Origin of the sequence: Bradyrhizobium iriomotense (genome assembly GCF_030160715.1) — a bacterium.
GTDB lineage: Bacteria > Pseudomonadota > Alphaproteobacteria > Rhizobiales > Xanthobacteraceae > Bradyrhizobium > Bradyrhizobium iriomotense.
In genome coordinates, this window is the sequence record NZ_BSOW01000014.1 from 134,144 (window position 1) to 158,975 (window position 24,832).

24 protein-coding genes are annotated in these 24,832 nt (G+C 64.9%); 12 read left to right on the forward strand and 12 right to left on the reverse strand.

Annotated elements, in window-relative coordinates; genetic code table 11:
• The first annotated feature begins 29 nt into the window (after positions 1–29).
• Positions 30–770 carry a YqgE/AlgH family protein gene (locus QQL28_RS20945; RefSeq protein ID WP_284268313.1) on the forward strand — a complete coding sequence of 247 codons (741 nt, stop codon included), beginning with the start codon at positions 30–32 and terminating at the stop codon, positions 768–770.
• Between the two features lie 131 nt (positions 771–901).
• On the opposite strand, the gene QQL28_RS20950 is transcribed toward QQL28_RS20945, so the two are convergent.
• Together QQL28_RS20950 and QQL28_RS20955 are read right to left on the reverse strand one after the other, a co-directional pair.
• Positions 902–1,789 (reverse strand): TauD/TfdA dioxygenase family protein, encoded by an 888-nt coding sequence (locus tag QQL28_RS20950; RefSeq protein WP_284268315.1) that lies wholly within the window; start codon positions 1,787–1,789, stop codon positions 902–904.
• Between the two features lie 108 nt (positions 1,790–1,897).
• Positions 1,898–2,677 carry an SDR family NAD(P)-dependent oxidoreductase gene (locus tag QQL28_RS20955; protein WP_284268316.1) on the reverse strand — a complete coding sequence of 260 codons (780 nt, stop codon included), beginning with the start codon at positions 2,675–2,677 and terminating at the stop codon, positions 1,898–1,900.
• Between the two features lie 99 nt (positions 2,678–2,776).
• Between QQL28_RS20955 and QQL28_RS20960 the strand changes: the two genes are divergently transcribed.
• On the forward strand, positions 2,777–3,511 hold the full coding sequence (locus tag QQL28_RS20960; protein WP_284268317.1) for an SDR family NAD(P)-dependent oxidoreductase: 735 nt from the start codon (positions 2,777–2,779) through the stop codon (positions 3,509–3,511).
• 65 nt (positions 3,512–3,576) lie between these two features.
• Entirely contained in the window at positions 3,577–3,951 is a 375-nt protein-coding gene (locus QQL28_RS20965; protein ID WP_284268318.1) for a CsbD family protein, read from the forward strand.
• A gap of 152 nt (positions 3,952–4,103) precedes the next feature.
• Here QQL28_RS20965 and QQL28_RS20970 read toward each other — a convergent pair whose 3' ends face one another.
• Positions 4,104–5,807: an SGNH/GDSL hydrolase family protein gene (locus QQL28_RS20970; RefSeq protein WP_284268320.1), complete on the reverse strand. Its 1,704-nt coding sequence runs from the start codon at positions 5,805–5,807 to the stop codon at positions 4,104–4,106.
• Positions 5,808–5,957: 150 nt separating this feature from the next.
• Positions 5,958–7,301: a lytic murein transglycosylase gene (locus tag QQL28_RS20975; protein ID WP_284268322.1), complete on the reverse strand. Its 1,344-nt coding sequence runs from the start codon at positions 7,299–7,301 to the stop codon at positions 5,958–5,960.
• Between the two features lie 233 nt (positions 7,302–7,534).
• On the opposite strand from QQL28_RS20975, the gene QQL28_RS20980 reads away from it, so the two are divergent.
• Positions 7,535–8,410 carry a UTP--glucose-1-phosphate uridylyltransferase gene (locus tag QQL28_RS20980; protein ID WP_284268324.1) on the forward strand — a complete coding sequence of 292 codons (876 nt, stop codon included), beginning with the start codon at positions 7,535–7,537 and terminating at the stop codon, positions 8,408–8,410.
• A gap of 224 nt (positions 8,411–8,634) precedes the next feature.
• On the opposite strand, the gene QQL28_RS20985 is transcribed toward QQL28_RS20980, so the two are convergent.
• A complete protein-coding gene (locus tag QQL28_RS20985; protein ID WP_284268326.1) occupies positions 8,635–10,134 on the reverse strand; it encodes a GGDEF domain-containing protein in 1,500 nt (499 codons plus the stop codon).
• A 145-nt stretch (positions 10,135–10,279) separates the two neighbouring features.
• On the opposite strand from QQL28_RS20985, the gene QQL28_RS20990 reads away from it, so the two are divergent.
• On the forward strand, positions 10,280–10,543 hold the full coding sequence (locus QQL28_RS20990; protein ID WP_284268327.1) for a DUF7662 domain-containing protein: 264 nt from the start codon (positions 10,280–10,282) through the stop codon (positions 10,541–10,543).
• A gap of 104 nt (positions 10,544–10,647) precedes the next feature.
• Here the strand turns inward: QQL28_RS20990 and QQL28_RS20995 are convergent, their stop codons facing one another.
• The 3 genes from QQL28_RS20995 to QQL28_RS21005 all read right to left on the reverse strand — a co-directional run bounded on the left by QQL28_RS20995 (position 10,648) and on the right by QQL28_RS21005 (position 15,393).
• On the reverse strand, positions 10,648–11,325 hold the full coding sequence (locus tag QQL28_RS20995; RefSeq protein ID WP_284268328.1) for a phytanoyl-CoA dioxygenase family protein: 678 nt from the start codon (positions 11,323–11,325) through the stop codon (positions 10,648–10,650).
• Positions 11,326–11,376: 51 nt separating this feature from the next.
• Entirely contained in the window at positions 11,377–14,253 is a 2,877-nt protein-coding gene (locus tag QQL28_RS21000) for an EAL domain-containing protein (protein ID WP_284268329.1), read from the reverse strand.
• A 141-nt stretch (positions 14,254–14,394) separates the two neighbouring features.
• Positions 14,395–15,393, reverse strand: a complete 999-nt coding sequence (locus QQL28_RS21005) for an NAD(P)H-quinone oxidoreductase (protein ID WP_284268331.1) — start codon at positions 15,391–15,393, stop codon at positions 14,395–14,397.
• A gap of 104 nt (positions 15,394–15,497) precedes the next feature.
• Here QQL28_RS21005 and QQL28_RS21010 point away from each other — a divergent pair, with 104 nt between their 5' ends.
• Together QQL28_RS21010 and rcdA are read left to right on the forward strand one after the other, a co-directional pair.
• Positions 15,498–15,689 carry a DUF1192 domain-containing protein gene (locus tag QQL28_RS21010; RefSeq protein WP_284268332.1) on the forward strand — a complete coding sequence of 64 codons (192 nt, stop codon included), beginning with the start codon at positions 15,498–15,500 and terminating at the stop codon, positions 15,687–15,689.
• Between the two features lie 516 nt (positions 15,690–16,205).
• Positions 16,206–16,715 carry a protease adaptor protein RcdA gene (gene rcdA, locus QQL28_RS21015; protein WP_284268334.1) on the forward strand — a complete coding sequence of 170 codons (510 nt, stop codon included), beginning with the start codon at positions 16,206–16,208 and terminating at the stop codon, positions 16,713–16,715.
• Positions 16,716–16,839: 124 nt separating this feature from the next.
• Here rcdA and rpmE read toward each other — a convergent pair whose 3' ends face one another.
• Positions 16,840–17,067 carry a 50S ribosomal protein L31 gene (gene rpmE / locus QQL28_RS21020; RefSeq protein ID WP_284268336.1) on the reverse strand — a complete coding sequence of 76 codons (228 nt, stop codon included), beginning with the start codon at positions 17,065–17,067 and terminating at the stop codon, positions 16,840–16,842.
• 199 nt (positions 17,068–17,266) lie between these two features.
• On the opposite strand from rpmE, the gene QQL28_RS21025 reads away from it, so the two are divergent.
• Entirely contained in the window at positions 17,267–19,117 is a 1,851-nt protein-coding gene (locus tag QQL28_RS21025) for an ABC transporter ATP-binding protein/permease (RefSeq protein WP_284268338.1), read from the forward strand.
• A 261-nt stretch (positions 19,118–19,378) separates the two neighbouring features.
• Here the strand turns inward: QQL28_RS21025 and QQL28_RS21030 are convergent, their stop codons facing one another.
• From QQL28_RS21030 to QQL28_RS21040, 3 genes are all read right to left on the reverse strand, one after another.
• Positions 19,379–19,822 carry a GNAT family N-acetyltransferase gene (locus QQL28_RS21030; RefSeq protein ID WP_431309623.1) on the reverse strand — a complete coding sequence of 148 codons (444 nt, stop codon included), beginning with the start codon at positions 19,820–19,822 and terminating at the stop codon, positions 19,379–19,381.
• Positions 19,822–20,850 carry a peptidoglycan -binding protein gene (locus QQL28_RS21035; protein ID WP_284268340.1) on the reverse strand — a complete coding sequence of 343 codons (1,029 nt, stop codon included), beginning with the start codon at positions 20,848–20,850 and terminating at the stop codon, positions 19,822–19,824. Before QQL28_RS21035 ends, QQL28_RS21030 begins: the two co-directional genes overlap by 1 nt.
• A 163-nt stretch (positions 20,851–21,013) precedes the next feature.
• Positions 21,014–22,033, reverse strand: a complete 1,020-nt coding sequence (locus tag QQL28_RS21040) for a flagellar motor protein MotA (RefSeq protein WP_284268342.1) — start codon at positions 22,031–22,033, stop codon at positions 21,014–21,016.
• Here QQL28_RS21040 and QQL28_RS21045 point away from each other — a divergent pair.
• The 4 genes from QQL28_RS21045 to QQL28_RS21060 all read left to right on the forward strand — a co-directional run bounded on the left by QQL28_RS21045 (position 22,032) and on the right by QQL28_RS21060 (position 24,751).
• Complete coding sequence (locus QQL28_RS21045) at positions 22,032–22,160, forward strand: hypothetical protein (RefSeq protein ID WP_284268344.1); 129 nt, start codon at positions 22,032–22,034, stop codon at positions 22,158–22,160. The two genes, QQL28_RS21040 and QQL28_RS21045, sit on opposite strands and share 2 nt — an antisense overlap.
• 56 nt (positions 22,161–22,216) lie before the next feature.
• Positions 22,217–23,035, forward strand: coding sequence for a DUF1295 domain-containing protein (locus tag QQL28_RS21050; protein WP_284268346.1), 819 nt, complete (start codon positions 22,217–22,219; stop codon positions 23,033–23,035).
• On the forward strand, positions 23,032–24,075 hold the full coding sequence (locus QQL28_RS21055) for an SAM-dependent methyltransferase (protein WP_284268349.1): 1,044 nt from the start codon (positions 23,032–23,034) through the stop codon (positions 24,073–24,075). The genes QQL28_RS21050 and QQL28_RS21055 overlap by 4 nt, the downstream gene beginning before the upstream one ends.
• A 151-nt stretch (positions 24,076–24,226) precedes the next feature.
• Positions 24,227–24,751, forward strand: a complete 525-nt coding sequence (locus QQL28_RS21060; protein ID WP_284268351.1) for a hypothetical protein — start codon at positions 24,227–24,229, stop codon at positions 24,749–24,751.
• Positions 24,752–24,832 lie beyond the last annotated feature (81 nt).

Consider the following 24,832-nt stretch of genomic DNA (forward strand, 5'->3'; position numbering starts at 1 on the left):
ATAGAAATGCAACGCGGAGGGCTTCACCGATGGCTCCTGAAGGCAAGAAGCCTCCTGGCTCCAGTCACGAAGGTGGCGGCGCGGACCACGAGTCTCCATCCAGGGGAGAATTCCGCGAGCGGCGCGACAGCAAGGCCGATGACGTCCGGTTTGTCGGCGGTAAACCCTCGACCAGCCACCCTGAAAGTACCATTGGTTACCTCGACGGGCGCCTCCTGATAGCCATGCCGGTCATGGGCGACCCCCGTTTCGAGCGATCGGTGATCTATCTCTGCGCCCATTCGGCCGAAGGCGCGATGGGCATCATCGTCAACCATCCGGCCGGGAGCATCGATTTCCCGGAGTTGCTGGAGCAACTCGGCATCATCAAGAAGGGCGCGCAGATCAAGCTGCCGGAGAACGCCGAGAGCATGAAGGTACTGCGCGGCGGCCCGGTCGATACGGGGCGCGGCTTCGTGCTGCATTCCAGCGACTTCTACATCGAGAACGCCACGCTGCGGATCGACGACGGCGTCTGCCTCACCGCGACCGTCGACATCCTGCGCGCGATCGCCAACGGCTCCGGCCCGAAGCATGCCATCCTCGCGCTCGGCTATGCCGGCTGGGCGCCGGGTCAGCTCGAGACCGAGATCCAGAGCAACGGCTGGCTGCATTGCGATGCCGATGCGGATCTGATCTTCGGCGACGACGTCGAGGACAAGTACGCGCGTGCCTTGCGCAAGATCGGCATCGACCCCGGCATGCTCTCGAACGAGGCGGGGCACGCGTAGGTCGCTGGCTGTCATGCCCCGCGAAAGCGGGGCATCCAGTATTCCAGAGGCTTCGAGATTCACAACGACCGCTGCGGCGTACTGGATCGCCCGGTCAAGCCGGGCGATGACCACCGTCGGCGGCCAAAGCGCTACTCCGCCGCCTGCTGCTGCACCGTCGGCTCAGTGCCGGCGACCGTCGCGCGGCGCATGTCGCGCGGTTGCGACTGGTCGTAGCGGCGGACGCGGTGCATGGTCTGCCGGTTGTCCCACATCACGAGGTCATGCAGCGTCCATTTGTGCACGTAGACGAATTCTCCTTGCGTCGCGTGCTCGTTGAGATCGCGCAGCAGCAGCCGGCCCTCGGGCACGCTCATGCCGACGATCTTGCCGGCATGTGAGGACAGGTACAGCGACTTGCGGCGATGCACCGGGTGCCTGCGCACCAGGCGCTGCAACACCGGCTTGAACATCGTCTTTTCCTCATCGCTATATTCCGTGAAGCCGAGCGAGCTGCGCGAATACATCAGCGAATGCTCGCAGATCAGATCCTCGATCTCCGTCTTGGTCTCGTCGTCGAGCGCATCATGGGCCGCGCGCATGTCGGCGAATTCGGTGTTACCGCCCTTCGGGTTCACCACGCGCGCCGACAGCAGCGAGAATTTTGCGGGGATGGGACGGAACGAGCTGTCGGAATGCCAGAGGCAATTGCCGAGATTGAACAGATGCGTCCGGCTGTCCTTTGCCAGCGGCTTGCCGTCCTTGCCGAGATTGCTGACATCGTTCAGACCCGAAGAGAGGCGGTAGTCCTTCTCCTTGGTGACGGTGCCGCCGCGCGCATCCTCGCGCTGGCCGAAATTCAGCGCGAAGGCCATCTGCTGCTCGTCGGTGATGTCCTGGTCGTGAAAAACCAGCACGGCGTATTTGTCCATCGCAGCCTCGATCTGGCGCGCTTCATCCGCTGTGAGCGGCTGGCGCAGATCGAGGCCCGCAACCTCGCCGACAAAATGCTTCTGAAGCTGCCGGATGGCGATCGTCATTGCGATTCTCCTGGCGTTCTCCCGGGGCCTTACGAGCGGTTTGCCCGCTCTGTTGGTGAAAAGGCTACCCGCGCGCCTGCCGATGTCAACGCTGTGCGCGCATGGCTCTCACGCGTTCCGCGCCATGAGGCCGCCGTCGACCGGGATCACCGCGCCGGTCAGGAACGATGCCGCCGGCAGGCACAGGCTCAAGGTCATGTGCGCGACCTCCTCGGGATCGCCATAGCGGCCGAGTGCGGTGCGGCGCCTGGCGTAGATCGTCTTGTGCTCTTCCGGAATCCGGTCGGTGATCGCGGTGCGGATCGGTCCCGGACAGATGCAGTTCACGGTGATGCCCTCGCGGCCAAGCTCGACGGCGAGTGAGCGCGTCAGGCTCGCAACGCCGCCCTTGGCGGCCGAATAGGGGCTGTGCAGCGCGGTGGCGCCGAGCGCCTCGGTGGATGCGATGTTGACGATGCGCGGGCTCTTCGATTTGCGCAGGTGCGGCAGGGCCGCGCGGATGATGCGCGGATGCGCTGTCAGCATCACCGCGATGCCTTTGGCCCAGGCGTCTTCGTAGCTCTCGTCGTCGATCGCGACGCGCACGGAAATGCCGGCATTGTTGACGACGATGTCGAGCCCGCCGAAATGCGCGGCGACGTCATCGACCACGCGGCTGATCTCCTTGGCGTCGGCAACATCGAGCTTCCACGCTTGGGCAGAGCCGCCGCTCGCGGTGATCTCCCTGGCGACGGCTTGCGCGCCATCCGGGTCGTAGTCGGTCACAGCGACATTGGCGCCTTCCGCGCCGAACACGCGTGCGGTCGCGCGACCCATGCCGCTTGCCGCGCCTGTGACGAGGACGGTCGATCCTCTGACGGACCGGCTGAGCTGCTTGAACTCCGGCATGCTGCTTCCTCGCGCCTGCTCGTTTATTGTTGTGCGATTGACAAGGCTGGCATCGATCCGCACACACGTCAAACAAAGCAAGAGCAAAGGGAGGCCGCGATGGACGAGCTCGATTTCTCAAGCAAGCAGGTGCTGGTCGTCGGCGGTTCCAGCGGCATCGGTAACGGCATCGCGCAGGCATTCCGTGCCAAGGGCGCGAAGGTTGCGGTCTGCGGCACCCGCTCACATGCGAAGGATTACGCGCCGGAAGAAGGCTCGGATCTCACCGGTCTTGCTTACGCCCAGCTCGATGTCAGCGATGCCAGGGCGATCGAAGCGTTCAAGCCGTCCTTCGAACGTCTCGACGTGCTGGTGCTGGCACAGGGCGCAGTGATCTATCGCCGCGGCGAGTTCGAGATGGCCGGCTTCCGCAGGGTCCTCGAAGTCAATCTCATGAGCCTGATGGCCTGCGCCACGCGCTTTCATCCCATGCTGCGGGATTCCCGGGGATCGCTGATCATCGTCTCGTCGACTGCGGCCTATCACTCCACGATGGGCAATCCGGCCTACAATGCCTCGAAGAGCGGCGCGGTCGGATTGACGCGGACGCTGGGCGAGGCCTGGGCCGAGGACGGCATCCGCGTCAACGGCATCGCGCCGGGGCTCGTCGACACCAAGATGACCAAGGTCACGACCTCCAATCCCCAGCGGCTCGAGGGCGCGCTGTCACGCATTCCGCTGCGGCGATTGGGCACGCCGGCTGATATGGCCGGCGCAGCCTTGTTCCTGGCCTCGCCGTTGTCGTCCTACATCATCGGCCAGACCATCGTCGTCGACGGCGGGCTCATTCTCTGAGCAGTGACACGGAACTGCGCCGCGGCTGGTCGGTTACTTGGGCTGACCCCTCGAGGAGGACCAACATGGACAACGATCGGATTGCCGGATCAGCCAAGGAGTTTGCCGGACGCGTCGAAGGTGCGGTCGGTGAGATGGCGGGAGACGCGAAGACGCAGGCCTCGGCCAAGGCGCGCGAAGCGGCCGGCACCGTGCAGAACCTGTACGGCCAGGCGAAGGATGCCGCGCGCGATGCCACGGATACCGCTGCCGGTTACGCGAAGGACGCCTATGAAACTGGCCAGGATACATTCCGCGACGGGACGCAGGCCCTTGCAAAGAGAGTGCAGGACAACCCGCTCGGCGCGCTGCTGGTCGCAGGCGGCATCGGCTTTGCGCTCGCGCTGTTGATGTCGCGGCCAGCCCGCCGCCCGCCGCCGCGTTGGCGCTATTACGGCTAAAGCATGATCCGGAAAAGTGTGAAGCGGTTTTCCGAAAAGATCATGCGCAAACAACAACCTAAAGCGCGATGACGATTCATCCTAATCTCATCGCGCTTTAGCTCGCTTCAGCCTCGTGCCCCGGACGCAGCACGCCGCGTCCGGATACCGGATCACCGCCAGGGATTAAGCGTGAATTCCGCCGAGCGTCCAACATTGCCCGGCGGGCGCGGTACCGCAGGGTTGGGGTTGCGCGGCGCCGGGGCCATTTGACGCGGCGGCGATGGCGAGCCGAAGCTGAAGAAATCGCGCAGCGACGGCGTTGCCTGCGCCGGTTGCTGCACCGGCGGCTTCTTCGGCGCGAGCTTTGGCGGCGCAATCGCGGCGGCAGCATTCGGCGCAGTCCCCGCATTTGGATTGGCGGCGCCGCCCTCAGGCGTCGTCGTCGCGACCGGCGTATCACCTTTGGCCTGCTCGCGACCGACTTCGCGCCGTGGCCAGGCATAATCGTCGGCGCGGCCTGCCGGCGGCGACAATGGCTCGCCCTTCACCAGCGTCTTGGCAGCGAGTGCATCGACGGCGGCCGGACGCGATCCCGGTCCGCCCAGCAGCTGGTCGGTCGAGATCGAGGCTGCCACCAGCGGCACGATCGGCCCCGCAAGCGGCCGCGGCGCGGGCTTGCCGGGCTCGGCGCTGGTATCGGGCGTTGCCGGCTCGCTCGGCAATGCGATCGGGCCCGAGCGCCCCGCCAGCAGACGCGTAATCTCGCGCTCGACATAGTGTGCGAGCTTGCGGGCGCCGGCCTTGGTGAAATAGACGCCATCAGACGTGCGGAGCTGACGGATCTGGCCTTCGAAGTCGGGGCCCTTCTGGAGGAAGCGGCCCGCTTCGTCGACAAAGCCGTCCCAGACGTCGACATAGGTGATGCCGGCCTTGGCCGCGCCTTCGCGATAGAGCGAGTCCAGGAACAGCATGTCCGCCGTGCCCTTCGGACCGCGGATCGCGGGCAGGCCGACCCAGAGCACCGGCACGCCCTTGGCCTTGAGCACGCCGATCAGCTCCTCGATCTTCTTGCCGTAGAGCTCGACCCAGCGGTCGTCGCGGAATTCATAGAGCCCGTTCGGCGAGCGCGCGGTCTTTTCCGGCGCCGCGCTCTGCGGCGCATCGGCATTGTCGGCGTCGTCCTGCGGCAGGTCGGTGTCTGCCGGCTTGTCGTCGGGTTTGGCGGCATCCGTGCCCGGTTTGGTGTCGGTCTTCGCATCACCCGGCTTGCCTTGCGGCTTGGCGCGCGCGCCCTTGTCGTTCTTCTTGTCCGCAGGCTTGTCGGATTTGTCCGGCGCGGATTCGCGGATCGCCAGGCGGTCGTTCAGGCCGAGCATGACGACGATGGCGTCGGGCTTCTCGGTCTCGAGGATGCCCTTGGCCGCGGCCGCCCAGTCCGAGGGCTCACCCTTCGGCTGGTACTTGATCAGGCCAGACGTCGTCTTGTGCTTGCGGATCACGCCCATGTCGGGCTGCTCGGTGTAGGCGTCCTCCAGACCATAGGCGAGCCAATCCGCCATGGAGTCGCCGATCACGAGCACGTTCTTCTCGGGGATCGTATCGCGCTTGGCCGGCGCCGGTGCGCGCGAGAAATCCTGACGCGGCGCCTGCTGCTGGGGTTGCTGGAATGGCGCGAAGAAGTCGCCGCCGAACCAGCCGCCGCCTCCGCTGCGCGGCGGAGCCGACCGCTGCGGCGGCCCGCCGAAGCCGGGGAAGTTGAAGAACTGCGCCGACGCAGGGCCGGCCACCGACACCATGATCGCAAGCGCCGTCCCCAGCGCGATCAACGGGCCGGTCTCGGTCAACGCCTTGAAGAATGATTTCGGCTTCGACATGCGGTTCTAAAGGGGCGCGCCACGGTTTTTCGAATTGGTCCAGTATAATAGCGGAATCGGGCCGCAAACAGGCAGATTTGATTGCGCCATACATCGGGGAACCGCCGCCGGAGGCCGGATTTCGTGCTCAGGGTTACTTTCGGGGCGGATTTAGCGCCCGCGCAGCCGTTCCAGCATGTCGGAGGAGGCAAATCCATCCGCGGGAGCCCCGATCGAGGCCTGGAAGTTGCGCAAGGCGTCCCGGGTCTGGCCGCCGAACTGGCCGTCGGGCGTTCCCTTGTAGAAGCCACGCTGGGCCAGGAGCTGCTGCAATTCCAGCCGCTCGGCGCGGGACAGCTCCCGCTCCTGCCGCGGCCAGGGCTGCACGAAGGGCTGGCTGCCCCGTAAGCGGTCGGCGAAATGGCCGATCGCCAGCGCATAGGCCTCGGCCGGGTTGTACTTCATGATCACACGGAAATTCTGCAGCATGAGGAAGCCCGGCCCCGCGGCGCCGGCGGGCGCCAGCAGATAGGCCTTGTCGGTCGGCTGCGGGAAGGGCTGCCGGGTGGCGCGGGTGATCCCGAGCTTCTCCCACTGCGCGATCGTCATTGCCTTGGCCCGGTCCGCCAGCATGTAGTTGAAGCCCTGGGGCACCACGACCTCGTAGCCCCAGCTCGCGCCGCTCTGCCAGCCATCCTTCTTCAGATTGTTGGCGGTGGAGGCGATCAGGTCGGCCGGATTGTCGACGACGTCGCGCCTGCCATCGCCATCGGCATCCACCGCAAAGCGCTTGAACGCGGTCGGCATGAATTGCGTCGGGCCGAACGCGCCGGCCCAGGAGCCGCGCATCTGTTCGGGCTGCAGATCGCCGCGGTTCAGGATCTCCAGCGCGGAGAGGAATTCATCCTTGAAATAGGCCTGGCGGCGGCCAATGCAGGCCAGCGTCGCCGTGGATTGCAGCACGCTGCGGTCGCCCATCTGGGTCGAGTAGTTGGATTCGATGCCCCAGATCGCCGCGATGATATAGCGGTCGACGCCGTAGGCCTTCTCGGTGGCGTCGAACTGCGCCTTGTACTTGGCAAGGATCTCCTTGCCCTTGGCGAGGCGGTTGTCGTTCACGAGGATGTCGAGATAGTCCCAGATCGACTTGGTGAATTCCGGTTGCGAGTCCAGGAGGTCCATGATGCGCAGGTCCGGCGCGAGCCCTGCGGTGAAGCGTTGAAAGTTCTCCTGGGTGATGTTGCGACGTGCGGCATCGGGCCACATCGAAGCAACGCAATTGTCAAAATTGCCGGCGGCCTCCCGGATCGCGGCTGCGGTCATCAGGGGATGGCCGGAGGCGCCGTCCTCTCCGCTCCAGGGTTGAGCACCACCCGGACCGGGCGCGGGTTGCGCGGGCGACGGGCTCGAGCCGGAGAAGATGCCGCCGAACAGGTTGGACAGGCCGTTTGAGCTCTGGGCGTGCGCTTGAAGCGGGCACAGGAGGGTGACCGCAACCAGGGTTGCGCCGGTCATTCCTGCAAGTCCTGCCATCGATCGCGTCATGTCCCACCTGTGCGGCCAAAATCCGGCTGCAGGAGGCCCCTGTTACGGTTGCCAATATCTTAACAGAGGTGAAATTTTGTAGACGGCCTTTTCCTCAGATCTAAGGGGCGGGGGCCCAACATCCGCCTTTGTTACCGGCTGCAAACCGGCTAGCAAGATGTCATTGCTCCAGGCCCGCACGTCCAAGGTGTTCGATCAATCCCATGAAAATCCGCAAAGCCGTCTTCCCCGTCGCCGGCCTCGGCACGCGTGTGCTGCCCGCCACCAAGGCGATGCCCAAGGAAATGCTCACCATCGTCGACAAGCCGCTGATCCAGTACGTCTATGACGAGGCCAGGGAGGCCGGGATCGAGCATTTCGTCTTCGTCACCGGGCGCAACAAGGCCGTCATCGAGGACCATTTCGACCGCATGTTCGAGCTCGACTCTACGCTTGCCGCGCGCGGCAAGAAGGCCGAGCAGGAGGTCCTGGCGCAGAACCAGCCGGAGGCCGGCGCGGTCAGCTTTACCCGCCAGCAGGCGCCGCTTGGACTCGGACACGCCGTCTGGTGCGCGCGCGACATCGTCGGCAACGAACCCTTTGCGGTCGTGCTGCCCGACGAGCTCGTGCTCAACACGCCGGGCTGCCTGAAGCAGATGATCGAGGCCGCAAGCCAGCTTGGCGAGAAGTCAAACGTGCTCGCGGTCGAGGCCGTGCCGGACCATCTCACGCATCAATACGGCATCTGCGGCGTGGGAAAACGCACCGGCAAGATCTTCGAGGTCGACGGCATGGTGGAGAAGCCGCCGAAGGGCACCGCACCCTCCAACCTGTCGATCACCGGCCGCTACATTCTCCAGCCCGAGATCTTCAAGATCCTGGAGACCCAGGAGCGCGGCGCCGGCGGCGAGATCCAGCTCACCGACGCCATGATCGGGCTTGCCAAGTCGCAGAAGTTCTACGGCGTCGAGTTCGAAGGCGAGCGCCATGATTGCGGCTCCAAGGCCGGCTTCCTGCGCGCCAACATCGCCTACGGCCTGAAACGCCCCGAGCTGCGCGACGGCCTGCTCGCGGAGATGAAGAAGTATCTGGGGTCGTAGCGTAGGCTATTTCGCCACGTCATTGCCGTATCGACGACGGCTCCAAACTCTCCGATGTCGTCCCGGCGAAGGCCGGGACCCAACCACAGGGAGTAGTTTTGCGAAGACTCGTGGTTTGGTACTCCTGACATTCGCAATCGATAGATTCCGCGGTATGGGTCCCGGCCTTCGCCGGGACGACACCGAAGATGTGGTGCGTGACATCGACGAATGATGAGCCGACTTCACGCCACCAGCGACAGTTTCGGAATGTTCGCGACCACGGACTGGTTGCGGCCGCCGGCCTTGGCGGCGTAGAGCGCCTTGTCGGCGGCGGTCACGAGGATGGACCAGTCCATTCCTGCCGCGGGGACGAGGCTTGCGATGCCGCAGGAGACCGTCGTGCTCGCCTGGTCGTCGGACCAGCCCTGCACCTTGCAGCGGATCGTCTCGGCGATCTTGAACGCGTTGGCTTCCGAAGTGTCCGGCAGCAGCACCGCAAATTCCTCGCCGCCATAGCGCGCAGGGCAATCGCCGGCGCGGCGCACGGAATCGGAGATGCAGATGGCGATGCCGACCAGCACCTGGTCGCCGGCCTGGTGGCCGAACGTGTCGTTGTAGGCCTTGAAGTGATCGGCATCGATCATCAAGAGCGCGACCGGCGTCTTCTGCCGCATCGCGCGCCGCCATTCGACGTCGATCACCGAATCGAACTTGCGGCGGTTGCGCAGGCCGGTGAGAGCGTCGGTGGTCGCCATCTCCTCGAGCTTGTTCTCGGCCTTGGCGCGCCGGCCGATCTCGCGCGCCAGCACTGCCGTCGAGCCCAGCACGAACAATGCGAGCACCAGCACCACCGCGCCGATGCGCAGGGCTTCCTTCTGCCAGAGCTCGAATACGGCGCCGAGCGGCTTGCCGGCGACGACGAACAGGGGTGTGGCGGTGCTGCCGCTGCGGACATAGAGGCGCGGCGTCGCGTCCACCGGGCCCTGTCCCGCGAAAGAACCGCCTTCCTTCAGATTGTCCGCCCTCCAGTTCTGCCGGTCGCTCAGATTCTTGCCGATCACGTCGAGATCGAACGGCCGCCGCATCATGATGGTGCGGTCGCGCTTGAGCACGGTGATGGTGTCCTGGGGGTCGAGGTTCAGCCGCTCGAACAGCTCGTGGAAATAGCTGAAGCGGATCGAGCCGGCGACGACGCCCATGAAGCCGCCGTCCTGGTCGCTGACCCGCCGGCTCAGCACGATGGCATAGGCGCCGCGAAACAGCATCGGCCGGCTGATGAACAGTCCTGCATTGGGGTTGTCGCGATGAACCCTGAAATACTCCTCGTCGGCACGGTTCTCCGGGAGCGGGTCGAGCGTGGATGCGTCGATGGTCAGCTTGCCGTCGGCGTCGAACACCTGAATGGCGCCAAAATGCCTGGCGGTCGTGGCGTGGTCGAACAGGATCAGCTGCCGGATCGATTTGCTGACCGTCCCGATCTCGGGCAGCAGCATGTTGCTGGCCACCGCCTTCAGCGACAGGTCGTAGATCTCGATGTTGCGGCTGATGTCGGCCTCGATGGTCGTGGCCAGGTTTTCCAGGGTTTGGCGGGCGAGCGCTTCCTCGCCATGGCGCATGTCCAGCATCACGTTGACGCAAATGGCGGAAAAGCCGATCACCGTCACGACCGACGAGATGATCAGCAGCTTCGCCGAGATCCGCCACGGCCGCCGGGCCGTGCCTTCGCGCCATCCAGCCAGCATCACTTGCTCCCGACACTAGTGGATGCGCCCGAAATCTTGAGTAGTCTTTAAGCTGGGACGCCGGCGCTGCAATCAGTTAAGAAACGGTTTCCGGGGCTAGCGTTTTTCGGCAAGGTCGGGCCCCGATGAACGATCGAGGACGACGGTGAACGACTACGACGCCTTGCGCGATTACCTGAAGCGGCAGAAGCAGATGGAGCTCGTGCTGAGCTTTGACCAGATCGAGGAGATCATCGGCGCAGCCCTGCCGCGTGCGGCGCAGCGCGCCTCATGGTGGGACAGCCTGCGCAGCCCCGATATCCAGATGCCGCAGCGCGAAGCCTGCCTCGCCGCCGGCTTCGCGGCGACGCGGATGCCGGACGGCAAGAGCGTGCGGTTCAGGAAAATGCCGAGCGAGCGGCGGCGCTAGCAGCGTGGTGCCGTCCCTTCTCCCCTTGCGGGAGAAGGTGGCGCGAAGCGCCGGATGAGGGGTTTCTCTCCGCAAGACAGTCTTTGCGAGCTGATAGAGACCCCTCAGACACCCAGCCACTCCAGGCCGCGGGGAAGCTGTTCGACAGAAAAGTCCACTTGCAATACGCGACGGTGCACGGGCGCGACGGCGGCTTCCGAGGCATGAAGAATGGGTGTCGCATAAAGCCAGATGTCGCCAGGTTCGGCCAAGCACGCAACCGTGCCGCAACGCCGAACAACTTCACGAACATCAGCTTCCGCAACCCGTCCGAGCTTATGAGATCCGGGAGCGATCAATAGCGGTGCATTGCTCGCCGGTACCGGATCGATATGGACCCGCAAGGTCACCATGCCGGACAGTAGCTCAAAGGGTGGTTCGACATGCAGCATTCCGCTCTTGACGCTCCAGGTCCCAAAACCGTCAACGGGGACGCGCTGTTTCACGGCGATCGTGCGGTCCTGATGCCAGCCCAAGGCCCAGTTCGTTTCGGCTGTCTTGTCGAACAATATAGCTCTGACGGGCCGGCAGTCGCCGCCAAGCGCCGAGGCGGCGCAGCCGCCTATTTGTCCCGTTGACGCCAAGAAAGGCGCAAGTCCCTCAACGCCTCTCAGCCTGAGCCCGGCGTGATTGCGGGGTAAACGGGAGAGAACTGCTTCAAGCAGGTTCAACTGATCGCACGTGAGCGCCGCTCGGAACAGCTGCGCGCCGTCGCGAGAAAAGGTCAGGTTACCGAGCTGCATTGCCGGACTCTAACAGAGATGTTCGTAGGGAAGGCAGCGCATGTATTGAGATCAGCTCGCCGCTTCGAGCCGCACTTCGGTGAGCAGCCGCATCGCGGCGTCGGCGTCCATCGGCTCGCCGAAGGCGAAGCCCTGGGCGTATTCGCAGCCCAACTGGTAGAGCTCGACCGCATCGGAATCGGTCTCGGCGCCTTCGGCCACCACGTCCATGCCGAGGTCATGCGCCAGCGCGATGATCGATTTCAGGATCACGGGGCGGGTGCCGCGGCTCGTGGTGCGCACGAAGGACTGGTCGATCTTGATGGTGTCGAAGGGGAAGCGCTGGAGATAGGCCAGCGAGGAATGGCCGGTGCCGAAATCGTCGAGCGACAGCCCGGTGCCGAGCTCGCGGATCCGCGTCAGCATCTGGGCCGCGTGCTCCGGATTCTCCATCACCAGCGATTCCGTCAATTCCAGCTTCAGCGTGCCGCGTGCGACCGAGGAGCGCGACAGCACCGTGCGGATGTCGTGGATGAGGTCGTGGCGGAGCAATTGCCGCGAGGAGACGTTGACGGATGCGAAGATCGGCTCGCGTGAGCGCATCGCGCGCTGCCAGACCGAAAGCTGCTTTGCGGTCTGGTCGAGCACGAACAGGCCGAGGTCGACGATCAGCCCGGTCTCTTCCGCAATCGTGATGAATTCCGACGGCGACATCCGCCCGAGTTTTGGATGATCCCAGCGCGACAGCGCCTCGAAGCCGGCGATCGAACGGTCTTCCAGCCGCACGATCGGCTGGTAGAGGATGGTGAGCTCCTGCCGCTCGATGGCGCGGCGGAGCTCGCTCTCCAGCGTCAGGCGGTCGGTTTTTCGCGCGCGCATCGCGGGCTTGTAGACGTCGATGCGGTCGCCGCCGATGCGCTTGGAATGATACATCGCAAGCTCGGCGTCCTTGATGATCTCGTCCGTCAATTGGGTCTGCGGATCGGAGAGCGCGAGGCCAATCGAGGCGGTGAGGAAGATCTCGCGGTCGTTGAAGGCGATCGGCGCGCGGATGGTCTTGCGGATGGTCTCGGCAAAGGCGGTGATGCGGGCGGAATCCTGCTCCGACAAGAGGATCAGGCCGAACTGGTCGCCGGCGAGCCGGGCCAGCGTATCCTGCGGCTTCAGGATGCGGGTGAGGCGGCGGGCGAGCGTGAGCAGGATGGAATCGCCGACCGCGATGCCGACGGAATCATTGACCTGCTTGAAGCGGTCGAGATCGATCACCATCAGAGTCGGCCGCAGCGTCGGCATGGTCTTGGCGAAATTCGCGACGGCGCCGAGGCGGTCCATGAACAGCTTGCGGTTGGGCAGGCCGGTCAGGTTGTCATGCACGGAATCGTGCAGCAGGCGCTCTTCGGCGTTGCGCAGCTCGGTGACGTCGGTGAGCGTGCCGACGACGCGCGAGACCTCGCCGTCGGAGCCGACCACGGGCCGTGCCTTCAGCGCGAACCACATGAAATGACCGTCCGGGGTGCGCAGGCGAAAATCCTGCACCAGGCGGCCGCGGCGTTGGTCGAGCACGCTGTCGAGCGCGGCGCGGAAACGATCCTGATCGAGTGGGTGCAGCACCTCCAGCCAGGTCGCAGCCGGCCCTTCCAGCGTGCCGCGTTTCAGGCCGAGCAGCGCTTCGGTCTCGGGGCTGGTGAACACCTTGTCGGCGGAGACGTCCCAGTCCCAGATCAGATCGCCGGAGCCGGCGAGCGCGAGCGCCCGCCGCTCGATGTCGGACACGACGCCGGTGGTGGCCCCGCCGCCCGCGAACGCGTGCTGCATGACGGTGAAGCCGATCAGCATCACGATCAGCACGAGGCCGCCGAGCAGCGCAGGCCCGACGATGTCGTTGGTCACGGAGCCCGCCACCGTCATGCCGGCCGCGACCACCCAGATCACGAGCAGGAACCAGGTCGGGATCAGCAGCACCGCGCGGTCGAAGCCGTGGGTCGAGAGATAGACGATCAGCGCAAAGCCGGCGAAGGCGATCAGCACCAGCGACATGCGCGCGATGCCGGAGGCGACGGCCGGATCGAACAAAGCGAGCGCGACGAGCGAGCCCAGGAAGGCGAGCCAGCCCACGGTGATGTGCGAATAGCGCACGTGCCAGCGGCTGAGGTTGAGATAGGCGAACAGGAACACCAAGAGCGTCGCGGCCAAGATCGCTTCGCCCGCCGCGCGCCAGATGCGCTCGGCGTTGTTCGACATGTCGAGCACCTTGCCCCAGAAGCCGAAATCGACGCCGATATAGACCAGCACCGCCCAAGCAAGCGCCGCGGCGGCCGGGAACATGATGCTGCCCTTCACCACGAACAGAATGGTGAGAACGAGAGCCAGGAGCCCGGAGATGCCGATCACGATGCCCTGGTAGAGCGTGAACGAGTTGACCTTGTCCTTGTAGGCCTCGGGCTCCCACAGATAGAGCTGCGGCAGCTTGTCGGTGCGCAGTTCCGCGACGAAGGTGACGACGGAGCCGGGATCGAGCGTGATGCGGAAGACGTCGGCGGTCGCGCTTTCCTGGCGCTCGGGCCGGTCGCCGACCGACGGCGTGATGGTCGCGATGCGCGACAGCCCGAGGTCGGGCCACAACAGGCCGGACGAGACGATGCGATAATGCGGCGCGACGATCAGGCGGTCGAGCTGGTCGTCGGTGTTGTTGGCGAGCGCGAACACCACCCAGTTCTGGCCACCCTCACGTGCCCGCACCTCGATGCGGCGGACGATGCCGTCGGTGCCGGGCGCGGTGGACACCTGGATGCGGTCGGCGTCGCTGCGCTGGTGCTCGAGTACAGCGGTAAGGTCGATCGCGGGCGCGTCGCTGCGGACGCTGACGGCGTCAAGCGCGCGTGAAGGCTGCGCGGCGAAAAGAATCATGAGGCCCAGCGCTATGGGCGCGAGGCACCTGATCAGACGCAAGGTCAGTTCTCCGCGTTCGACGCAAACTCTTCAGTGCTAAGTGCATTTCCGAACGGAACGAGATGGTTCGGCGCTTCGCGATAGATGCCACGAAAGCGAGGAAAATCAAAGGGTTTCCACCTCGCTTGCGGGTCGTGCGGGCTAGACCTCCAACACAATTTTGCCAATATGTGCGCTCGTCTCCATGCGCCGGTGCGCCTCCGCCGCCTTTTCCAGCGGGAAACTGCTGTCCATCAGCGGTTTGACGCGGCCTTCGCGCAAGAGCGGCATCACCTTGGCCTCGATCGCGGCCACCATCGCCGCTTTGTCCGCATTACTACGGGGGCGCAAGGTCGAGCCGGTATGGGTCAGGCGCTTCACCATGACCTTGGCAATGTTGACGGTGACCTTGGGGCCGTTGAGGGTTGCGATCTGCACGATGCGGCCGTCGACCGCGGCGGCATCGTAGTTGCGGTCGACATAGTCGCCGGCGACCATGTCGAGGATCAGATTGGCGCCGGCATTGCCGGTCTCCGCCTTGACCACGGCGACGAAGTCTTCGTTCTTGTAGTTGATCGCGCGGTCCGCCCCTAACTTGAGGCAGGCATCGATCTTGTCCTGCGAGCCGACGGTGACGATCACCTTCGCACCGAACGCTTTCGCAAGCTGGATCGCCATGGTGCCGATGCCGGAGGAGCCGCCATGGATCAGCAGCGTCTCGCCCGCCTTCAGCCCGCCGCGCTCGAACACGTTGTGCCAGACCGTCATCAGGGTTTCCGGCAGCGCACCGGCTTCCTTGATCGACAGCGCCGGCGGCACGCTCATCGCCTGCGCGTCCTGGGCGATGCAGTACTGCGCATAGCCACCGCCGGCGACGAGCGACATCACCTTATCGCCGATCTTGTGCCGCTTGGCGTTGCTGCCGACCGCGACCACTTCCCCCGCAACCTCGAGGCCCGGCAAGTCGCTGGCGCCTGGCGGCGGCGGATAGGCGCCGGAGCGCTGCGCCACGTCTGGCCGGTTCACGCCGGCGGCCATCACCTTGATCAGGATTTCGTCGGGACCTACTTGCGGCAGCGCACGCTGCTCGGGCACCAGCACCTCCGGACCGCCGGGCTTGGAGATGGCGACCACCGTCATTTGCGCAGGCAGCTTTTCCATGATTTGTCCTTGCCAAAAGGTGCGGGATTGAACGAGGCACTTGATTAGCCAGCGGGCCACGCGCTGGCAACCGCTTGGGCCTCGGTTGTGATGGAGGAGCGACGATGGCGATGGATGACGACGACCGGCCGCGCAAGAAGGTCAGCCACGAGATCGGACAGGACCTCTCACTGTTATCGGTCGAGGAATTGACCGAGCGCATCGCGCTGCTGCAATCCGAGATCGCAAGGCTCGAGGAAGCGGCAACCAAGAAGCGCGCCTCGCGCGACGCCGCGAACAGCATTTTCAAGTCGTAGCAGCCTCACAATAGCTGTCGTCCCGGACAAGCGACGCGTAGCGGAGCGTCGATCCGGCACCCATAGCCACAGGATTGAGTTTGGCGAACGCTAGGGCCACATCGTCGCGCCATAACACAACCCTGTGGTTATGGGCCCCGGCCTTCGCCGGGGTGACGTGTGGAGAGTTTTGTTCTGCCGTCGGCTCGGCCAATGGCCGACATGGCTAACGAACCCTCAAAAAAATCGCTCGTTTACGCTCGATTAAGCTTTCGCGTTTATGACTGGAACCGTCCTCGTTTGGACACCGAGTGGCTCCTGTCCACTCTGTTTGACGCCTCCCTGTTATCAACTTTCAAAGCCGCCGGTCTCCGGCGGCTCTTTTTTTTGCGCTGCGTGTCCCGCCTTGGCGCAACGAGGCGCGGAAACCATAAACGCGGTTGCTGCTGGACTTCGCGCCGCCCTCGCGCAATGATTTGTTCATCATAAGCCGGCGCCAAAGCCGGATGGTAAACAGTTGCGTAAGGGGCGCTATCCATGGAACGTTTGCAGGTCGACGGCGCTCTCGTTCAACTCAGCGAACGATTCACCAATTCGGCGGCGTTCGGCGCCTTGTTCCGCGAAGGCATGGACCTGGTCGAGGAGACCGCCGCCTATCTCGACGGCGCCGGGCGTACCGAGGCCAAGGCGCTCGACCGCGCCGTCAGCCTGACCTACGCGACCGAAAGCATGCGTCTCACCACCCGCCTGATGCAGCTGGCATCCTGGCTGCTGCTGCACCGCGCGGTAAAGGAAGGCGAGATGACGCTGGTCCAGGCCAACCGCGAAAAGACCAAGGTCAAGCTGACCGCGGCCGATCCCGGCCCCGCCGACACGATCGAGAAGCTGCCGCAGCAATTGCAGGACCTGATCACCCGCTCGATGAGCCTGCAAACGCGCGTGCGACGCCTCGACACCAGCATCCACACCCCGCCGGCGGACCGCATGCCGATCGGCAATCCCCTGGTGCCCCAGCTCAACGCGCTCAAGGCTGCGTTCGAGGGGTAGGCTCTATACCAACTCTCTTCGTCATTCCGGGGCGCCCGAAGGGCGAGCCCCGAATGACAGCTTACAAAACAAAAACGCCCCTGGTCTCCCAGGGGCGTTTTTCGTCGCGGCCTGATCGGCCGGATCAATCCTTCTTGAGGAAGCCCGAGAACTTCTTCTGGAACCGGGAGACGCGGCCGCCGCGGTCCATGATCTGGGCGGAGCCACCGGTCCAGGCCGGGTGCGACTTCGGGTCGATGTCGAGCTGAAGCCTGTCGCCTTCCTTGCCCCAGGTGGAGCGGGTCTGGTACTCGGTACCGTCGGTCATCACGACGGTAATCGTATGATAATTCGGGTGAATCTCGGCTTTCATGGCAATTCCTCGGCGCCCCGGCGCCTCATTGAGTGGCTAGCGAATGACGGATTTGGGCGGCTCTATACCCCACGAACCCTCGCAAAACAAGCCATTGCGGGGACTGGCTAACCGGGCTTGCCCCTAAGGGACAGCCCGGATTTGCCACCATCCTTGCCCCGGCCTATTGGGAGCGGAGCAATCCAATGGGTCGGATCTCATGAGCGCAGTGGAACGGCTTGATGACCGGGACGTCGATCAGCCCGAGATGAACGCCGCGGACACCCCATCGATCGAGGCCGAGCTGATCGAGCAGCCGGCCAAGAGCCGGGCAAAGCTGCGCCCGCTGATGGCGCTTGCGCCCTATGTGGCCCGCTATCGCGGCCGCGCGGCGCTTGCGTTCGTCGCGCTGACGATTGCCGCGCTGACCACGCTGCTGGTGCCGGTCGCTGTGCGGCGGATGATCGATTTCGGCTTCACGCCGGAAGGCATCGCGCTGATCAACAGCTATTTTGCCGTGATGATCGCGGTCGTCGCGGTGCTCGCCCTGGCAAGCGCGGCGCGCTACTACCTCGTGATGACGATCGGCGAGCGCATCGTCGCCGATCTCAGGCGCGACGTGTTCAGCCATCTGCTCTCGCTTTCGCCGACCTTCTTCGATGCTGCGCGCAGCGGCGAGCTGGTCTCGCGGCTCACCGCCGACACCACCCAGATCAAGTCCGCGGTCGGCGCCTCGGTGTCGATCGCGCTGCGCAACATGATGATGTTTCTGGGCGCGGTCGCGATGATGGTGATCACGAGCCCGCGGCTCTCCGGCTTCGTGCTGCTCGCCATTCCCTTGATCGTGCTGCCGCTGGTCGCCTTCGGACGCTGGGTGCGGCGGCTGTCGCGCAACGCGCAGGATACGCTCGCGGACGCTTCGGCCTACGCCTCCGAGCTGGTCGGCGCCATTCGCACCGTGCAGGCCTATACCAGCGAGCAGCTCGCCGGAAAGCGCTTCGGCGGCGAGGTCGAGCAGGCCTATGAAGCGGCACGCACCTCGACACAGGCGCGCGCGGTGCTGACCGCCATCATCATCTTCATCGTGTTCACCAGCGTGGTCGCGATCCTCTGGATCGGCTCGCATGACGTCCTGATCGGCTCCATCACGCCCGGCCGTCTCGGCCAGTTCGTGCTCTATACGGCTTTCGCGGCCGCCGGCCTCGGCCAGCTCAGCGAAGTCTGGGGCGAGGTCGCGGCGGCCTCCGGTGCTGCCGAGCGCCTGTTCGAGATCTTGCATGTGCAGCCCGAAATCACCGCGCCGGCGATGCCGCGTGCGCTGCCACAGCCTGCGCGCGGCGAGGTCGGCTTCGACAAGGTGAGCTTCGCCTATCCGGCGCGGCCCGACGTCAAGGTGCTCGATGGCGTCTCGCTCAACGTGCGCCCCGGCGAGAAGGTCGCGATCGTCGGCCCGTCCGGTGCCGGCAAGAGCACGCTGTTTCATCTCCTGCTGCGGTTCTACGATCCGAAGCTGGGCGCTATCTCGCTCGACGGCGTGCCGGTCAAATCGGCCGATCCGCGCGAGCTGCGAGCGCGCATCGCGCTGGTGCCGCAGGACTCGGTGGTGTTCGCCGCCACCGCGCGCGAGAACATCCGCTTCGGCCGGCCCGATGCGACCGATGCCGAGGTCGAGCGCGCCGCCGAGCTTGCGCATGCCGCCGAGTTCATCCGCCGCCTGCCGGAAGGTTTTGAGACCCCGCTCGGCGAGCGCGGCGTGACGCTTTCGGGCGGCCAGCGCCAGCGTATCGCGATCGCGCGCGCGATCCTGCGCGACGCGCCGCTGCTGCTGCTCGACGAGGCGACCTCGTCGCTGGATGCGGAGAGCGAGACACTGGTGCAGACCGCGCTGGAAGAGCTGATGAGCCATCGCACCACGATCGTGATCGCACACCGCCTCGCGACGGTGCTGTCATGCGACCGCATTTTGGTGATGGACCAGGGCCGGATCGTCGAGCAGGGCTCGCATGCCGAGCTGGTGGCTGCGAACGGGCTTTATGCGCGGCTGGCAAGGTTGCAGTTCGAGGGGGCGTGAGGCGTCCCGACTGCTACCTCGTTCACGGTGTCATCACCCGCGAAAGCGGGTGATCCAGTATTCCAGAGACAGTGCGAGGATACGGAGAGGCCGCGGCGTACTGGATGCCCCGGTCGAGCCGGGGCATGACTGCGGAGAGGGCCCGGATTGCTCAGCTACGCCCGCAAATGATTGAGTTTGAGACACTTACGTCCCGGCGCCGACGATGGCGGCGCTACTTTGCATGGGGTTGTTTTCGACATTTTGATTGGGAGGCCTGCCTTACGGCTTCCATTCCATCCGCAGCACCGGTCGGCCCGAGGTCGGGTTCACGTCGTCGCCGGCATGGGCAAAGCCGTTGCGCTCGTAGAAGCGGATGGCGCGGGTGTTGTCCTTATTGACGAGCAATGTGACGCGAGTGGGCGAGAGGCGCTTGGCCTCGTCGACCAGAAGCCGCGCGGCATCCGAGCCCCATTGTCCGGGGTCGACCACGAGCTGGTCGAGATAGCCTTCGCCGTCGATGGTGACGAAGCCGATCAGCGCGCCGTCCTGCTCGACGACGACAATCGAGGCCTTCGGCACCAGATCCTTGCGCCAGCGCTCGCGCCACCAGTCCAGCCGCGCCGCGAAGTCGATCTGCGGATAGGCCTGCTGCCAGGTGCGATGCCACAGCTCGATGGCCGCCGCCTCGTCCTCGGCGCGATAGAGGCGGAGGTCGAAGCTCACTATCGCTCCGTCAGCTTCAGCTCGATGCGGCGGTTTCGCTTGAAGGCGTCTTCCGTGTTGCCGGTATCGAGCGGCTGGAATTCGGCAAAGCCGGCCGCGACCAGGCGCTCGGCGGGCACGCCGAGCGAGATCAGATACTGCACCACCGAGATGGCCCGGGCCGAGGACAATTCCCAGTTGGACTTGAAGTTGGCGCCGCTGACCGGCCGCACGTCGGTGTGGCCGTCGACGCGCAGCACCCAGGCGATCTCGTTCGGGATCTTGTTGTTCAGCTCGATCAGCGCGTTCGCCACCGTGTCGAGCTCGGCGCGGCCCTCGGGCAACAGTGTCGCCTGGCCGGTGTCGAAGAACACTTCGGACTGGAACACGAAGCGGTCGCCGACGACGCGGATGTCGGGTCGGTTGCCGAGGATGGCGCGCAGGCGTCCGAAGAATTCCGAGCGGTAGCGCGACAATTCCTGCACGCGCTGGGCCAAAGCAACATTCAAGCGAGAACCCAGATCGGCAATCCGGGTCTGCGATTCCTTGTCACGCTTCTCGGAGGCGTCGAGCGCTTCCTCGAGCGCAGCCAGTTGCCGCCGTAGCGCGCTGATCTGCTGGTTCAGCACCTCGATCTGCGCCAGTGCCCGCGCGGACACCTGCTTCTCGGAGTCCAATGCCTTGCTGAGCTCGGTCGTCTTGCCCTGCGCGTCGTTGCCGGCATTCGCGAGCCCCTCATAGAGGCCCTTCAGGCGGTTCCGTTCGGTCTCGGCGGAGGCGAGCCCGGCCTTGAGCTGCGCGACCTGGTCGTCGAGGCTGAGCTTGCCGAGCTTTTCCAGCGACAGCAGCTCGTTGAGCTGCGCGATCTTGGCGTTGAGCTGCTCCAGCGCCTTGTCCTTGCCGGTGACCTCCTGCGACAGGAAGAACTGCACGACCAGGAAGACCGAGAGCAGGAACACGATCGACAGCACCAGCGTCGACAGCGCATCGACGAATCCGGGCCAGTAGTTGAAGGGGCCTTCGCTGCGGCGGGCGCGGGCAAGAGGCATCTCGTCTGTCTCCACTTTCGTATCCCGGACGCGGTGCAGCGCCTTGGCGGTGCACCGCAGAACCGGGACCCAGTGCTTCACGCGTAAGGTACTGGGCCCCGGCTCAGCAGCGCATCACTGCGTGCTGCGCTGCTGAGCCGGGGCGCGATACCTCAATTAGTCCTCAACTCTTCTCCGGCTGGCGGGCGAGGCGCTCGAGCAGGCGGCGGATCTCGCGGTTCTGCTCGCCCTGGCCGTCGGCCCATTCGCGGATCATCTGTTGCTCGGTGCGCATGTGCGAGACCAGCGCCTGGATGGCCTCGGCAAGGCTTGCCATCGCCGCGGTCGTGCCGCGGCTGGCATTGCCTTCCTCGAGCACCGAGCGCAACCGTTCGACCGCCGCCTGGAGCTCGCCGGAGGCGACCCCGCCGCCGTTGGCGACGGCCGCCACCTCGCCGCTGCCATATTCGCGCACGGTGGTGGCGAGCCAGTCTTCGAGGTCGGTGTAGAACCGGTTTTGGGCCTGGCTCGATTGCAGGTCGAGGAAGCCGAGGATCAGCGAGCCGGCAAGGCCGAACAAGGAGCTCGAGAACGAGATGCCCATGCCGCCGAGCGGGGCGGCGAGGCCTTCCTTGAGGGTGTCGAACAAAGCGCCGGCGTCGCCGCCGACCTTCAGCCCGTCGATCACTTTGCCGACCGAGCCCACGGTCTCGATCAGGCCCCAGAAGGTGCCGAGCAGGCCGAGGAAGACGAGCAATCCGGTCATATAGCGGGAGATGTCGCGGGCCTCGTCCAGGCGGGTCGCGATTGAATCGAGCAGGTGCCGCATGGTCGTCTGGGTGATGCTCATCCGCCCGGAGCGCTCGCCGCCGAGGATTGCCGCCATCGGCGCCAGCAGTCTCGGGTGGCGCGAGGGCGCCAGGCCGGGATCGGCGATGCGGAAATTGTTGACCCAGGAGACCTCGGGATAGAGCCGGATCACCTGGCGGAAGGCCAGGATGATGCCGATGAACAGCACGCCCCCGATCAGGGCGTTGAGGCCGGGATTGGCGAAGAAGGCGGTGATGATCTGCTTGTAGAGCACCACGCCGACCAGCGAGCAGAGCACCAGAAACACCAGCATCCGCACCAGGAACACGCTGGGGGAGGACAGTTTGATGAACTCGATGTCCATGTGGGAGCGGGGCGAAGTGCCAGGCGGCATGGCCGATGTCATCCGTGCGAAACCTCAAATTGCGGCCCGCACTATGGCACAGCGCGAGCGCAAAAAAAGCTGGGAGGGGCCGATTTCGGGGCAGGACAGGGAACCCAAAGCTGAAACCGGGCTTTGAAGCTTACGTATCTTGCAAGACTTCGGCGTTTCACAGGCTCAAGTCGGATTTTTTGCATGACGACCTATCTCGGGGCGCTTGCCATCATCGCGCTGTCGCTCGCGCTTCTGATGGCGCTTGCCTGGGTCGTGCGCGAACGGACCGGCAATTCCGGCTGGGTCGATACTGTCTGGACGTTTTCCGTCGGGCTGGTCGGCGCCGGCAGCGCGCTCTGGCCGGTCTTTGGCCATGCGCCCAACGCACGACAATGGCTGGTCGCGGGGCTGGTGGCGCTGTGGTCAGTTCGGCTCGGCACGCATATCGCGATCCGCACCAAAGGCATTTCCGACGATCCGCGCTATGCCGCGTTTGCGAAGGAGTGGGGGTTTGATGCGCCGCGGCGGATGTTCATCTTCCTCCAGAACCAGGCGCTCGGCTCGGTGCCGCTGGTGTTTGCGGTCTTCGTTGCCGCGCATGTCCCAGAGCCCGCCTTGCGCGTCCAGGACTTTCTGGGCGCGGCCATCCTGTTGATCGGCATCCTCGGCGAAGGGCTGGCGGATGCGCAGTTGCGGTGGTTCAGGCAGGACCCGGTCAACGCAGGCCAGGTCTGCGATGTCGGCCTGTGGCGCTGGTCGCGCCATCCCAACTACTTCTTCGAATGGTTGTGCTGGCTCGCCTATCCCGTGATCGGCCTTGCGACCGGCTACGCATGGGGCTGGGCGAGCGTGCTCGCGCCGGTCTTCATGTACTGGATCCTGGTCCACGTCACCGGCATCCCCCCGCTGGAGCAGCAGATGCTGCGCTCGCGCGGCGAGCGCTATCGGGCCTACCAGGCGCGAACCAGCGCCTTCTTTCCATTGCCGCCCAAAGCCATGGTCAAGGGAGTGACCGCATGAGCTTCGTCTCCGCCATCATCGGCACCGCCGAGCGCGTGCCGCTGCCGGACGTCGTCGTCCGCGCCGCGATCCAGCGGCTGTGCTCGCGTACCGCGACCCGCCTTGCCGGCCACACCGCGGCGGATGACACGGCGTTCGTCGGCCAGATGATGCTGCGGCCGATCGCCGAGCATGCCGATACCGCCAACACCCAGCACTACGAGGTGCCATCCGCCTTCTTCGCATCCGTGCTCGGCCCCAACCGCAAATACTCGTCCTGCTTCTACAAGACGGCTGCGACCACATTGCAGGAGGCGGAAGAGGAAGGCTTGCGCCAGACCGTCGCGCATGCCGACCTCGCCGATGGGCTGTCGATCCTCGAGCTCGGCTGCGGCTGGGGTTCGCTGTCGCTCTGGATGGCGCGGCAGTTCCCGCATGCCGAGGTGACGGCGGTCTCGAACTCGCATTCGCAGCGCGACTATATCGAGGAGGAGGCGCGGCTGCGCGGCCTCAAAAATCTTCGCGTCGTTACGTCCGACATGAACGTGTTCGCGCCCGACCGCCGGTTCGATCGCATCGTCTCGGTGGAGATGTTCGAGCACATGATGAACTGGCGCAAGCTGCTGACGAACGTCCGCTCCTGGCTCGATGCCGACGGACGCTTCTTCATGCACATCTTCACCCATCGCTCCGGCTCGTATCTGTTCGACCGCACCGACCGCGACGACTGGATCGCGCAGCATTTCTTCACCGGCGGCGTGATGCCGAGCCATCACCTCGTCAGGCAATATGGCGACCTGTTCGAGGTCGAGAAGGAATGGTGCTGGAGCGGCACGCATTATCAGCGCACCGCGAACGACTGGCTGGCCAATTTCGACCGCAACCGCGAGGCGATCGAAGCGGCCCTGCGCCCGGTCTATGGCCATGAGACCGCGCTGTGGATGCGGCGCTGGCGCTGGTTCTTCCTCGCCACCGCTGGCCTGTTCGGTCACGCCGACGGCACCGAATGGGGCGTCAGCCATTACCGGTTGAAGGCTGCGGGACAGGGCGGGTTCTCATAATCTCGCGCGCGACGGTTCAGCGTATGCATGAGGTCCGCTACGCCGGCGACAGCCGACGTTACCAGCGGTCCGAATTGGGCCACCAAGCAGACGAAGGTACGAGGCGGCTTCCAAAAATCCGGGAGATCGTGGACGTGCTTGAAGCATCAGCATGACCGAAGGGATCACCAGCGTAGCGGGAATTGAAATACCTTCCACCGATCCAATCTTTCTGGGCGCAGTGGGCGTTCATGTCCTGCTGGGGCTTGCCTGCACGGTCGCGGGTGCCATTGCCATGCTCAGTCAGAAACGTCCCGGTCGCCATCCCCGCTACGGAACCATTTATTTTTGGTGCTTGGCTGGGGTCTTCCTGACGTCGAGCAGCTTGGCCGCGGTGCGTTGGGCAGAGGACTACCATCTGTTTATTCTCGGAGCGCTGGCTTTTGCGGCGGCGCGTCTGGGCCGCCGGGCCCGGCGGAAGCGTTGGCGCTATTGGGTGAGACTGCATATTGCTGGCATGGGAGCATCTTACGTTTTGCTCCTGATCGCTTTCTACGTGGACAACGGAAAGCAGCTGCCGATTTGGAAAGACCTGCCCCACTTCACCTATTGGCTGGTGCCAGCGGCGATCGGAGTTCCCCTCATCATCCGCGCGCTGTTGTGGCATTCGCTGGTAAACCGGCCGAGAGTGCCCTGACCGAAAGGGTCTACCCTAACGTACGGAAAACTAGATTCACTATTGTCCAAGGCGAACTTGTGGCCCTGGCACATGTTGTTT

Excerpts from the sequence above, each read along its gene's own strand:
- QQL28_RS20945 (WP_284268313.1), top strand. The coding sequence starts at position 30 with ATGGCTCCTGAAGGCAAGAAGCCTCCTGGCTCCAGTCACGAAGGTGGC.
- QQL28_RS20950 (WP_284268315.1), bottom strand. The coding sequence starts at position 1,789 with ATGACGATCGCCATCCGGCAGCTTCAGAAGCATTTTGTCGGCGAGGTT.
- QQL28_RS20955 (WP_284268316.1), bottom strand. The coding sequence starts at position 2,677 with ATGCCGGAGTTCAAGCAGCTCAGCCGGTCCGTCAGAGGATCGACCGTC.
- QQL28_RS20960 (WP_284268317.1), top strand. The coding sequence starts at position 2,777 with ATGGACGAGCTCGATTTCTCAAGCAAGCAGGTGCTGGTCGTCGGCGGT.
- QQL28_RS20965 (WP_284268318.1), top strand. The coding sequence starts at position 3,577 with ATGGACAACGATCGGATTGCCGGATCAGCCAAGGAGTTTGCCGGACGC.
- QQL28_RS20970 (WP_284268320.1), bottom strand. The coding sequence starts at position 5,807 with ATGTCGAAGCCGAAATCATTCTTCAAGGCGTTGACCGAGACCGGCCCG.
- QQL28_RS20975 (WP_284268322.1), bottom strand. The coding sequence starts at position 7,301 with ATGACCGGCGCAACCCTGGTTGCGGTCACCCTCCTGTGCCCGCTTCAA.
- QQL28_RS20980 (WP_284268324.1), top strand. The coding sequence starts at position 7,535 with ATGAAAATCCGCAAAGCCGTCTTCCCCGTCGCCGGCCTCGGCACGCGT.
- QQL28_RS20985 (WP_284268326.1), bottom strand. The coding sequence starts at position 10,134 with ATGCTGGCTGGATGGCGCGAAGGCACGGCCCGGCGGCCGTGGCGGATC.
- QQL28_RS20995 (WP_284268328.1), bottom strand. The coding sequence starts at position 11,325 with ATGCAGCTCGGTAACCTGACCTTTTCTCGCGACGGCGCGCAGCTGTTC.
- QQL28_RS21005 (WP_284268331.1), bottom strand. The coding sequence starts at position 15,393 with ATGGAAAAGCTGCCTGCGCAAATGACGGTGGTCGCCATCTCCAAGCCC.
- QQL28_RS21010 (WP_284268332.1), top strand. The coding sequence starts at position 15,498 with ATGGCGATGGATGACGACGACCGGCCGCGCAAGAAGGTCAGCCACGAG.
- rcdA (WP_284268334.1), top strand. The coding sequence starts at position 16,206 with ATGGAACGTTTGCAGGTCGACGGCGCTCTCGTTCAACTCAGCGAACGA.
- rpmE (WP_284268336.1), bottom strand. The coding sequence starts at position 17,067 with ATGAAAGCCGAGATTCACCCGAATTATCATACGATTACCGTCGTGATG.
- QQL28_RS21025 (WP_284268338.1), top strand. The coding sequence starts at position 17,267 with ATGAGCGCAGTGGAACGGCTTGATGACCGGGACGTCGATCAGCCCGAG.
- QQL28_RS21035 (WP_284268340.1), bottom strand. The coding sequence starts at position 20,850 with ATGCCTCTTGCCCGCGCCCGCCGCAGCGAAGGCCCCTTCAACTACTGG.
- QQL28_RS21045 (WP_284268344.1), top strand. The coding sequence starts at position 22,032 with ATGGCCGATGTCATCCGTGCGAAACCTCAAATTGCGGCCCGCACTATG.
- QQL28_RS21040 (WP_284268342.1), bottom strand. The coding sequence starts at position 22,033 with ATGCCGCCTGGCACTTCGCCCCGCTCCCACATGGACATCGAGTTCATC.
- QQL28_RS21050 (WP_284268346.1), top strand. The coding sequence starts at position 22,217 with ATGACGACCTATCTCGGGGCGCTTGCCATCATCGCGCTGTCGCTCGCG.
- QQL28_RS21055 (WP_284268349.1), top strand. The coding sequence starts at position 23,032 with ATGAGCTTCGTCTCCGCCATCATCGGCACCGCCGAGCGCGTGCCGCTG.
- QQL28_RS21060 (WP_284268351.1), top strand. The coding sequence starts at position 24,227 with ATGACCGAAGGGATCACCAGCGTAGCGGGAATTGAAATACCTTCCACC.